This window comes from Cellulomonas sp. P4_H4, assembly GCF_056400865.1.
The window spans coordinates 44,567-55,507 of the sequence record NZ_JBFUKL010000003.1; the positions used below are offsets into that span (position 1 = coordinate 44,567).

Below are 10,941 nucleotides of genomic sequence, written 5' to 3' on the forward strand. Positions count from 1 at the left end.
CGACGTTGATCGCTTTCTGGATTTGTGCTGCGTCCGAAAATGCAGGAACTTCACCCATTCCTCGTCGTCGAGCGGCTCGATTCGTGGCGCCGTCGGCTGGGCGTTCGTCCAGGTCACGCGGTTGGCGGAGAACCAGCCGACGGTCTCCTGCAGATTCCGCCCAGGCATTCCGATGAGGAGGCAATGGGGCAGTGCGGGAATATGCTGACGCTGCCGACGGCTCGACGACGCGCCGCACGACCGGAGTCTGTACGGGGGTGGGGATGAGCGAGATCACTGCCGGCCGCGCGACCCCGCAGCAGTCGATCGAGGTGGCGCTCGCTCTCGCGGCGATCGTCGACTCCTCGCAGGAGGCCGTCATCGCGAAGGACCTCGACGGCGTCATCACCGCCTGGAACCCGGGAGCGACGCTCGTCTACGGCCAGAGCGCCGGGGAGATGATCGGGCGCAGGTTCGAGACCGTGGTCCCCGCGCACGCGCTCGACGAGGAGCGGACCCGCCACGCCCGGGCAGCCGATGGTGAGGCCTCGAGCGGGTTCCGGACCTCTCGGCTGCGTGCTGACGGGAACCTGGTCGAGGTCGTGATGTCGCTCTCGCCCGTCCGTGACGACCAGGGCGTGATCACCGGGGTGGCGTCGATCTCCCGGCCGGTGAGCAACGAGGAGCGGGAGGCCGCACGCTCCGCCTCACTCCTGGAGGCCGTGCCCGAGGGCATCTTCTTCGTGACCGTCCACGGCGTCATCCTCACCGCCAACACGCGGGGCGCACAGATGTTCGGCTACGAGCCCGCCGAGCTCGTCGGCACGCAGATCGAGATGTTGCTGCCGCTGGACGCTCGTCCCCGCCACCTCGAACGACGCGAGCGGTTCCTCACGACCATGCGGCTCGAGGCGGAGGAGCTCCCGCCGACGTCGGGACTGCGCCGCGACGGGACGACCTTCCCGATCGAGGTCATTCTCGCGCTGGACCACTCGGGCCCCGAGCCGATCGTGATCACGGCGCTCCGTGACGTGACGGCTCAGCGGGCCGCCGAGGAAGCGGCACGCGAGAACGAGAGCAGGCTCCGACAGCTCGCTGAGAGCGTCGAGACCGTCTTCATCCTGCGCCAGATCGACCCGCCCGAGAACCTCTACGTCAGCCCTGGCTCGGCGAAGATCCTCGGGGTCGGTCCAGAAGCCCTGATGTCCGACCCGGGGGCGATCGTGATGCACCCCGACGACCACGAGCGCGTCCACCGCACCTTCGTCGACCCGTCCCGGCTCGGTCTGCCGGCGCACTCGGAGCACCGGATCATCCTGGCGGACGGCAGCGAGCGCTGGATCCGGTCGGTGGCCACCCCCGTGCCCAACCCGGTCGGGCCGCCCGAGCGCTACGTGATCACGGCCGAGGACATCACCCCCCGCATGGCGGCGGCCGAGCACCTGCGCGAGGCCGAGCACACCGCCCGGGCGGCCAACGCCGCGAAGAACATCTTCCTGTCCCGGATGAGCCACGAGCTGCGCACCCCGCTCAACGCCGTGCTCGGGTTCGGGCAGCTGCTGGAGTTCGAGCTGGCCGGCACGCCGCACGAGGAGGAGGTGGCGCAGATCCTCAAGGGAGGGCGGCACCTGCTGAACCTCATCAACGACGTCCTCGACGTCGCGCGCATCGAGTCCGGCGAGATGTCGGTCAGCCTCGAGCCGGTGCCGACCGACGATCTCGTCGCCGAGAGCATGCAGCTGATGGCGTCGATGGCTCAGCAGGCGGGCATCACGTTGCTGCACACGCCGGGGCTCGAGGGGTGGCACGTGCTGGCCGACCGGCAGCGGCTGCGCCAGATCCTGCTCAACCTGCTGTCGAACGCGATCAAGTACAACCATCCGGGTGGTTCGGTGTGGGTGGAGCAGAGCCTGGTCGGCGACGAGATCGCGATCACCGTGCGTGACGACGGTCCGGGCGTGCCGCACGCCCTCCAGGACCGCTTGTTCACCCCGTTCGACAGGCTGGGCGCGGAGTCGACCGGCATCGACGGGACCGGTATCGGCCTCACGCTCACGAGGTCGTTGAGCGCGCTCATGAGCGGGTCGGTGACCGTGGACTCGGAGCTCGGACGGGGTTCGGCGTTCACCGTCTCCTTGCCGAGGGCGATCCCCGCGCACCTGGGCACCGGTGCACGCGCCGAGGACGGGACCGCACAGCTCGTCGAGCAGGGTCCGGGCGCGCGCAGCCTGACGCTGCTGTATGTCGAGGACAACGTGCCGAACGTCCAGATCATCGAGCACCTCCTCCGGTTGCGGCCACGCTGGCGCCTGATCCACGCAGGTTCCGGCGGGCTCGGCCTCGAGCTCGCCCGTGCGCACCGCCCGGACCTGGTGCTCCTCGACCTGCACCTGCCCGACCGTTCCGGGGCCGACGTGCTGCGTGCGCTCAAGGACGACCCCGACACCCACGAGGCACCGGTGCTGATCCTCACGGCCGACGCCACGGCCGGGCAGTCGCGCCGGCTTCTCGAGCTCGGCGCGGAGCAGTACCTCACCAAGCCGCTCGACCTGCGCGAGATCCTGGCCGCGCTCGACCGGGTCGGGGCAGGCGTCGATGCAGGCTAGGACCCTGGAGCGCTTCTCCGCGATGGTCGTGCTGGTCGTCGACGACAACCTGGGCAACGTCCTCCTCCTGCGCTCGCTCCTGGTGCAGCAGGGCATCGAGCGGGTCGTCACGGAGACGGACGCGCGCAAGGTCGACGGACTTCTCGCCGACGTCCGCCCCGACCTGGTCCTGCTGGACCTGCACATGCCGAACGTCGACGGCTTCGAGGTCCTCGCGCAGATCCAGGCCCACGCGGCGGGTACGTACCTGCCCGTCCTGGTCCTTACGGCGGACACGACGACGGGCGCCCGCAACCGCGCGCTCGGGCTGGGGGCGCAGGACTTCCTCACCAAGCCGCTGGACACCACCGAGACGTGCCTGCGGATCGCGAACCTGCTGCAGACCCGTGAGCTCTACGCGACGCTGCGCCACACGAGCCACGCCGCCGCCGGCCCCCGCGACGAGGACGCCGCCCGGACGCGGAGACGTATCGAGCACGTCCTGCACAACGGTTCCCGGGCGATGGTCTTCCAACCCGTGGTCGACACGTCCTCGATGCACGTGGTGGGCCACGAGGCGCTCGCACGCTTCGCGGAGCCGCACCACGGGGGACCCGAGCGCTGGTTCGCCGACGCGTTCTCGGTCGGTCTGGGCGTCGAGATGGAGTGGGCGGCCGCCCGGGCGGCACTCGCGTATCTGGAGCAGATGGCCGCACCTCTGTTCCTCGCGATCAACATGTCGCCCGCCACCGCTCTGTACATGCTGGACCACGAGCTGTTCCCGCCGGACCTGGCGTCGCGCATGGTCATCGAGCTGACCGAGCACGTCCCGATCGAGGACTACACGGCCGTGCGCGGGGCGTTCGCCGGGCTGCGTATGCAGGGAGCGCGGCTGTCCGCCGACGACCTGGGTGCGGGCTACGCGGGCTTCCGGCACCTCGTCCGCCTCCAGCCCGACATCATCAAGCTCGACATCTCCTTGATCTCCGGGATCCACCGGAGCACCGAGAAGCGCGCGCTGACCCGTGCGATGGTGTCCTTCGCGCAGGAGGTAGGCGCGCAGCTCATCGCCGAGGGCGTCGAGGAACCCGCGGAGCTCGCCGTCGTCCAGGACCTCGGCGTGCCGTGGGCGCAGGGCTATCTGCTCGGCCGGCCGGGCCCCTTGGAAGCGACGGCTGCGACCGGCTGACCGGCCCGGCGACCTAGCCGCTCGTCTCGTCCTCGCCGGGCCAGCTGGTGGGCACGGTGCTCGGGTACGTGCCGTGGCCCTCGATCACCAGGCCGTCCTCGTCGAAGATCAGGACCTCGTCGACCAGGACGTCCCGCTGGTTGCGGTAGTGCAGGATCAGCGAGCTGATCCCGGCATGGACCCCTTCGACGGTGAACCTGAGGTCGGGGACGAGACGGAGGCCCTCCGTCCAGTACCGGTAGAGCTCGTCCTTGCCGCGCAGCACGCCGCCCGTCTCGGGCAGCACGTGTGCCGCGAAGGGGGAGTAGAAGACCACCTTGTCCGCAAAGCGCGCGAGGACCGCGTCGAGGTCGCGCGCGTTCCACTCGGCCGCCCACGCGGCGCTGAACTCGACCGGATCAGGAGCCCCCATCTCGCCAGTGTGCCAGCAACGACGCTCCGCCATACGGCACGAGCCGGGGTCGATCGAGGGGAGCGAGTGGCAACGCCTGTCAGAGGGCCCGCGCGAGCGTGTAGCGCACGTCCTGATGCAGGCGTGCCGTCCCGTCGGGCTCCCTGAACCCGTCGAACATGGTCGTGATGGTGCCTTGCAGACCCTCGCGCTCGGACTCCGGCACCCGCTCCCACATCGCCCGCTGACCGTGGGACCAGGAGAACGTCAGGTAGTGCTCCGCGTCCCGGAACACGGCGGTGACGGTGCGGCGGGACGTCCGGATCTCGGTGAGGCCCGCACCCGCTGCGAGCCGCTCCATGCCGTCGTCGGAGCCGAACGGGCCGGTGCGGCCACTCGTGCGCGCATCGAGGATCTCGGGGGGCAGGTACGGCAGGAACACGTCGTCCAGCTGGCGCCAGCGGTCGTCCTGCGCGCTGAACGTGGACACCCCGAGCCGGCCGCCCCCGACGAGCAGCTGCGCCCACGCCTGCAGGGCGGCCGCGGGGTCCGGCATGAAGAAGAGCACGAGGGACGACGAGACGACGTCGAACGACGCCGGCGGCAGACCCGGAGCCATCGCGTCGGCGACCTGCACGTCGACCTGTGGAAGATCGCGCAGATCCAATCGCGTGCGCTCGACCATCCGCGGCGCGAGGTCGATGCCGAGCGCCCGACCGCTCGGACCGGTCGCGAGCGCGAGGGGTCGCAGCGCTGCACCGCGGCCGCAGCCGACGTCCAGCACGCGCTCGCCGGGCTGGACGTCCAGCTCGTCGACCAACCCTCCGGCGATGGGCCCGAACCACGGGACGCCGACGTCGTCATAGGTGTCGGCGACCCGGTCGAAGACGCCGGCGATGTCGCTCGTCGCTCTCATGCGTCCACCCTCCTGCATGCGAGCCGTGGCGACCAGCCGTCCAGCGTGGCTTCGGGGCGCATCGCTGGCTCACAGGTTGCTCCGAGGCGGCTCGGAGAATTGGGCCTCACACTCGGTGACATGACGACGACGGTCCGAGTCGAGAGCCCGGTCGGGACGCTGGCTGCCCGCCGGCCCGCGCCCCTCAGGCGGGTTCCGGGCGCGCTCGTCGGCATGTGGCTGGGCACGCTGGCCGTCCTGGCGTTCTGGTGGTTCGGCACCGCCGGTGTCGCCGGCGCGACGCCCGGCGGCGCGCTGATGAGCGTCGGCGAGCTGGCGGGTCTGCTCGCGTCGTTCCTCGTGTGCGCGCAGCTCCTGCTCGTCGCCCGGGTGCCGTGGTTCGAGCGGGCGGTCGGGTTCGACCGCCTCGTCTCCTGGCACAGGTCGCTCGGCACCACCGTCGTGCTCCTGGTGATGACGCACGTGCTGCTGATGATCGTCGGCGGTGCGCTCCTCGACGCCACCTCGGTGTGGGCGGAGGTCCCGAGCATCCTGGCCACGCAGCCATACCTCTGGCCGGCGCTCATCGGCACGGTGCTCTTCCTCGTGGTCGGCCTGTCGAGCGTGCGGCTCGCTCGCCTGAAGCTGTCGTACGAGCTCTGGTTCGCCCTGCACCTGACGATCTACGTCGGGATCTTCCTCACCTTCTTCCACCAGATCGCGGGTGGCACGCACTTCGTCACCGACGCACCAGCGCGCGTCGCGTGGATCGTCCTCTACTCCGGCACGGCCGCTGCGATCCTCACCTGGCGCGTCGTCCTGCCTCTCGTCGCCCACCGGCGGCACAGCCTGCGCGTAGCAGGGGTCGTTCCGGAGGCGAACGGACTCGCGAGCGTCTGGTTGACGGGGACCGGGCTCGACCAGCTGAACGCGCGTGGCGGCCAGTACTTCCTCGTCCGCTTCCTGACCCGAGGACACCTGGGAACCGCGCACCCGTACTCGCTGTCGATGGTGCCGACGGGCGACCGGATGCGATTCACGGTGGGCGCGCTGGGCGACCACTCGGCAGCGGTCACGGCCCTGCGGCCCGGCGTCCGCGTGCAGGTCGAAGGGCCGTTCGGTCGGTTCACTGCCGACCGCGCCGCGACGCGCAAGGTGCTGCTGGTCGCCGGGGGCGCGGGCATCGGCCCCGTCCGGGCCCTCGCGGAGGAGCTGCTGGCGCGAGGCCACGAGATCGTCGTGGTCCATCGTGCGCACGCCGCCGACGGGCTCGCGCTGGCCGCGGAGTTCACGCCATCGCCGTGGATGCGGTACGTGCCGGTGGCCGGCCGACGTCAACAGCTCCGGTACGACCCGCTGGCACCTGCGCACCTGCGCGCACTGGTACCCGACATCGCCGAGCGCGACGTGTTCGTCTGCGGCCCTGACGCCATGGTGACGACGGTCGAGCGGTCTGCGCGCGACCTGGGCGTGCCGGCGACCGCCATCCATCGAGAGGAGCTGGTCTGAGATGAGTACCCGACCGTGGCGCGGGACGTGGCTGTTCGTCGGCGCGACCGTGGCGATGTCAGCGGCGGGCGTGGCGAAGTTCGCGCCTGTGCAGGACGTGGCCAACTCGATCGCACCGGACACCGGGACGACGAGCGACGACTCCGCAAGTACCGGGTCGACGAGCGACGACTCCGCGAGCACCGGGTCGACGAGCGACGACTCCGCGAGCACCGGGTCGACGAGCGACGACTCCGCGAGCAGCGGGACGACGGACGCCGGGTCGGCCGGGACGAGCACCGACATCGGATCCAGCGCGACGTCGGACACGGTGACGATCGTCGGCTCCGTCGAGCAGAACCGGTACGGGTCGGTCCAGGTCTCGGTGACGTTCACCGGGAACCAGATCACGGACGTGCAGACGCTGCAGGTGCCCGACCGGGAGCGCGAGAGCGTCCAGATCAACGAGCGTGCGGCCCCGCTGCTCGCCCAGGAGGTCATCGCAGCGCAGTCGGCGCAGATCGACACCGTCTCCGGCGCGACCTACACGTCGCAGGGCTACGCGGACTCGGTCCAGTCCGCGATCGACCAGCACGGCTGAGCCCGTGCGCTACCGCGAGACGGTCATGGGGATCCCGATGTCGGTGGACGTGCGGGACGCCGACGAGCAGACGCCCGCGGTCGTCGAGCGCGCCTTCGGATCGCTGCGCGCGGCGGACCGTCGGTTCAGCCGGTTCGACCCGGACAGCGAGGTGAGCAGGTACGCCCGGGGCGAGGTGAGCCCCGCGGAGATGTCGGAGGACCTGCGCGAGGTCCTCGCGATCGCCGGCCGGGCGTGGGCGGACTCCGCGGGGGCGTTCTCCGTGCGACGGCCCGACGGTGGGTTCGACACCGACGGCGTGGTGAAGGGCTGGGCCGCGCAACGAGCAGCGGACGTCCTCGTCGCCGCAGGGCTGCGTCGGTTCTGCCTGAACGCCGGTGGTGACGTGGTGACGCGCGGGGAACCGGAGGACGGGCGTGGTTGGCACGTCGGCATCCGCGACCCGGCTGCCCCGGACACGTTCCTGGCGGTGCTCGAGGTGCGCGACGCTGCGGTCGCGACCTCGGGGACGTACGAGCGCGGCGCGCACGTGTGGGACGGACGCACGGGGGAGCCCGTGACGGGGCTGCTCTCGGCCACGGTGGTCGCCTCCGACCTCACGACGGCGGACGTCCTGGCGACCTCGGTGCTCGCGCTCGGGCCCGACGGAGTGCCGTGGGCGAGCGACCATGGTGCGGCAGCGGTCATCGCGGTCGCTGCGGACGGGCGGATCCTCACGGACCGCGTCGGCGGGGCGATCCTGGGGACGCACGAGTGATCGACGGCCTCGCCGCGCGCGCTGGGATGGCCCGCTAGGGGACGTGATGCGCGAGGACGAGTCCGAGCAGCCTCGTCAGCTCGTCGCGCTCCTTCGCGGACAGCGGTGCCAGGAGCTCGTCCTGCACCCGCTCCACCTCGACGGACAGCTGCGCGAGGCGGGTCGCACCCGCCGTCGTGATCGTCACGACGTTGCGCCGTCGGTCGGCGGGGTCCGGCACCCGGGCGACGTGCCTGGCGGCCTCGAGGTCGTTGAGGGTGCCGACCATGTCGCTCAGGTGGATCGCGGTGCCGCGGCCGATGTCTGCCTGGCTCGCCGGGCCCTCCTCGTCGAGGTACGCGAGGACGCGGTAGTCGTAACCGCGGGCGCCGACGGCCGAGAGTCGCTCGACGAGGAGACGGTGCGCGTGCGTCGAGGTCTGGCTGAGCAGCCAGCTCGGTAGCGCGCCGACACGGGTGGGCATGTGCGAGAGACTAGCAGAACCGTTGGTCGTCCTAACGTCTTGCCGGATCGACGTCGACGTGTCTAACGTTAGTCATACCAACGAATGGAGACGTCATGACGCTCAACGGGCAAGTACTCGGACGCGCAGCGGTCGCCACCCGGGCGGTGCTCCAGACCCGGCTGACCCGGCTCGGTCTGACCTTCGAGGAGTCGGTGGCGCTGAATCTGCTGAGGGGCGGGCCTCGGGGGAGCTCCGACGTGCTCGCCGCGATCCGCTCCGGCCTGAAGGTCGAGGACGACGTCGCCCGGTCGACCGTGCGGGCCACGGTCACCCGCGGACTCGTCGTCGACGACGGGGAACGGCTGGAGCTCGCACCCGCGGGGCGCGCGCTGACCGACGAGCTGCAGCGGCAGACCGCCGGGATCACCGAACGGCTCTACGGCGACGTCCCGGCGGAGGACCTCGAGGTGGCGGGCCGCGTGCTCCTGCTCGTGACCGAGCGCGCGAACGCCGAGCTCGCGTCGGCGGGTGCCTGACCGGGCCACGGTGCGGCTCATTGCCGCCGACCGTCGGCGGCCACGATCGACGTCGACTCCGAGTACCAGCGGTCCTAGACCTCGCCCGGCAGAGCCTTGCGGATGACGATCCGGGTCCACGCACCGAGGAACAGCCGGTCGCCGTCCTCGAGCTCGCGGCGCTGACCCGTAGGGATCGGGGCCGTCGGCACCGGGTCGCCCGGCCGGCTGACATAGGTGCCGTTGGCCGACTGCAGGTCCTCGACCCACCACCGCTGACCGTCGGTGTTCAGCTGGCAGTGCCGGCGTGAGACGCCGGAGTCGGCGCCGCAGTCGACCTGCGGGTGGATGCCGCGGGACACCGAAGGGCGACCGACGAGGACGCTGCGCTCCCGGAGCGGGACCAGTCCGGGCAGACCGGCGGACGGCATCGGGTCCTCGGGCCTCTGCGCCGCGTACCAGTCGGGGTCCACCCAGATCTCGGCTACCCAGGCGTCGGGGCCCGCAGGCGGGGGAGTCGTCGGCGTCGGCGGCGCGACCACGGGGGTCGGGGTCGAGGCGGCGACCGGGAGCGAGCCGGTCGTGAAGTCGTAGCCGCACGTCTCGCAGAACAGCGCGCCCGCGGCCGCAGGGGCGCCGCAGTTGCTGCAGGTGGTCGGGGCGGCGGTCGCGGCCGGCGCCGGGGGATCAGCCGCGACGGGCGCGGCTGCCGCGATAGGGCTGCCGCAGACGTCGCAGTAGTCGGTCGACTCGGAGGCGTGGCCGTTCGGGCACTGGACCGTGCTCACCGGCGAACCCGCGTGGTCTTGGTCGAGGCGGTGTCGAGCGCCATCTCGTCGAGCTTGGCCGCGTCGCGCTTGAGCCGGACGGTGCCCTTCTCCTCGTCGTCGATCTCCACGACACGGCGGAGCTTGCTGGTCGCCTCCTCGTTGCCGGTCTCCTGGGCGAGCTGCACGGCGCGGCCGAGCTTGACCGTCGCCGTCGCCTCGTCGCCCGCAGCCTTGGCCGCCAGACCCTCCTGGATGGCCGACGCGAGCTCAGCCTGTCCCGTGTAGTGCGCGACCTCGGGGTTGATCGTGGCGGTCAGCGCGGTGTCGTCCGACCAGCGAGCCTTGACCAGTGCTGACGTGAGGACCTCGCCGCCGACGGCGATCTGCACGCGTGCGGCGAGCTGCTCGGCGCCGACCGGCTTCGAGGGAACCCGGACAGCCACGTGGTAGTCGCGGGACTCGTCGCCCCACGCGCCGGTCGGGTACGCACCCGTCAGGGCGTTCACCTCGGTGCGCCGGGCCGTCAGGTCCTCGACCGTGGGCGCCACGCGCCGCACGAAGAGCACCTGCGCGCCCTGCGGTGCCCAGACCCGCAGCTCCGCGTCGGCCACGCCCTTGGACATCGACTCGGCGACCAGGTTCCGGAAGTCCTCGGCGATGTCGGCGGGATTGCGGATCAGGTCCACGGTGCCGAGCAGGGCCGACGCGATCTCCCGCAGCTCGGCGACCTCCCAGTTGGCACCGACACCGCGCGCGTCGCACTGGAACCGGCCCGTCACGTCGCTGATCGCACGGGAGAGGTCCGCGCGCGGCTCCGACTCGTTGCGGCCGTCCGTGAGCAGGATCGCGTGCCGCTGCGTCGCCTGCGGGACGTGCGAGAACACCTGGTCGGCCAGCCGGAGCCACGTGCTCATCGCGGTGCCGCCCGACGGGCCCATGAGGCTGATCGCGCGCTTGGCCTCCTTGCGCGCACCGGGTTCCATCTGGACGATCGCGACCGGGGCGTTCGGGTAGGGGAACGCGCGCTGAGCCACGTGGCTGCCGCCGATGATCGCGAACCACGTGCCGTCGGCGATCTGGTCCACCGCCACCTGCGCCGCGTACTTGGCGGCATCCATGTTGGGGCCCTGCATCGAGCCCGAGGTGTCCACCATGACGATCTCGGCGACGGTGCCCGTGGCCGAGGCCGCACCCGCGGTGCCCGCACCGGAGCTGGTCACGGTCACGATCGCGTGCACGTCCGTGGCGCCCTCGGAGAGGAACTCGTTCTGGAACACCTCGGTGTGGAACTCGGCCACTGTGGCTCCTTCTCGGAAAGCGGTCGGT

At 71.4% G+C, this 10,941-nt stretch carries 11 protein-coding genes; 6 read left to right on the forward strand and 5 right to left on the reverse strand.

The window, feature by feature from the left end:
• Positions 1-263: 263 nt before the first annotated feature.
• Both AC1DPN_RS10235 and AC1DPN_RS10240 read left to right on the forward strand, forming a co-directional pair.
• Positions 264-2,585, forward strand: coding sequence for a hybrid sensor histidine kinase/response regulator (locus tag AC1DPN_RS10235; protein WP_477084644.1), 2,322 nt, complete (start codon positions 264-266; stop codon positions 2,583-2,585).
• A complete protein-coding gene (locus AC1DPN_RS10240; protein WP_477084645.1) occupies positions 2,575-3,753 on the forward strand; it encodes an EAL domain-containing response regulator in 1,179 nt (392 codons plus the stop codon). The genes AC1DPN_RS10235 and AC1DPN_RS10240 overlap by 11 nt, the downstream gene beginning before the upstream one ends.
• 13 nt (positions 3,754-3,766) lie before the next feature.
• On the opposite strand, the gene AC1DPN_RS10245 is transcribed toward AC1DPN_RS10240, so the two are convergent.
• Together AC1DPN_RS10245 and AC1DPN_RS10250 are read right to left on the reverse strand one after the other, a co-directional pair.
• Entirely contained in the window at positions 3,767-4,165 is a 399-nt protein-coding gene (locus AC1DPN_RS10245) for a nuclear transport factor 2 family protein (RefSeq protein WP_477084646.1), read from the reverse strand.
• A 79-nt stretch (positions 4,166-4,244) separates the two neighbouring features.
• Positions 4,245-5,060, reverse strand: coding sequence for a class I SAM-dependent methyltransferase (locus AC1DPN_RS10250; protein ID WP_477084647.1), 816 nt, complete (start codon positions 5,058-5,060; stop codon positions 4,245-4,247).
• 120 nt (positions 5,061-5,180) lie between these two features.
• Here AC1DPN_RS10250 and AC1DPN_RS10255 point away from each other — a divergent pair, with 120 nt between their 5' ends.
• Genes AC1DPN_RS10255 through AC1DPN_RS10265 form a run of 3 tightly spaced genes read left to right on the forward strand, consistent with a single transcriptional unit; the run spans position 5,181 to position 7,885 of the window.
• Positions 5,181-6,548, forward strand: a complete 1,368-nt coding sequence (locus tag AC1DPN_RS10255) for a ferredoxin reductase family protein (protein WP_477084648.1) — start codon at positions 5,181-5,183, stop codon at positions 6,546-6,548.
• Between the two features lies 1 nt (position 6,549).
• Positions 6,550-7,128 (forward strand): FMN-binding protein, encoded by a 579-nt coding sequence (locus tag AC1DPN_RS10260; RefSeq protein ID WP_477084649.1) that lies wholly within the window; start codon positions 6,550-6,552, stop codon positions 7,126-7,128.
• Positions 7,129-7,132: 4 nt separating this feature from the next.
• Positions 7,133-7,885, forward strand: coding sequence for an FAD:protein FMN transferase (locus AC1DPN_RS10265; protein ID WP_477084650.1), 753 nt, complete (start codon positions 7,133-7,135; stop codon positions 7,883-7,885).
• A 34-nt stretch (positions 7,886-7,919) separates the two neighbouring features.
• Here the strand turns inward: AC1DPN_RS10265 and AC1DPN_RS10270 are convergent, their stop codons facing one another.
• Positions 7,920-8,348 carry a MarR family winged helix-turn-helix transcriptional regulator gene (locus AC1DPN_RS10270; RefSeq protein WP_477084651.1) on the reverse strand — a complete coding sequence of 143 codons (429 nt, stop codon included), beginning with the start codon at positions 8,346-8,348 and terminating at the stop codon, positions 7,920-7,922.
• A gap of 95 nt (positions 8,349-8,443) precedes the next feature.
• Here AC1DPN_RS10270 and AC1DPN_RS10275 point away from each other — a divergent pair, with 95 nt between their 5' ends.
• Positions 8,444-8,866, forward strand: coding sequence for a hypothetical protein (locus AC1DPN_RS10275; protein ID WP_477084652.1), 423 nt, complete (start codon positions 8,444-8,446; stop codon positions 8,864-8,866).
• A 74-nt stretch (positions 8,867-8,940) separates the two neighbouring features.
• Here the strand turns inward: AC1DPN_RS10275 and AC1DPN_RS10280 are convergent, their stop codons facing one another.
• Positions 8,941-9,633, reverse strand: coding sequence for an FHA domain-containing protein (locus tag AC1DPN_RS10280; protein WP_477084653.1), 693 nt, complete (start codon positions 9,631-9,633; stop codon positions 8,941-8,943).
• Entirely contained in the window at positions 9,630-10,913 is a 1,284-nt protein-coding gene (locus AC1DPN_RS10285; RefSeq protein WP_477084654.1) for a VWA domain-containing protein, read from the reverse strand. Before AC1DPN_RS10285 ends, AC1DPN_RS10280 begins: the two co-directional genes overlap by 4 nt.
• Between the last annotated feature and the right edge of the window lie 28 nt (positions 10,914-10,941).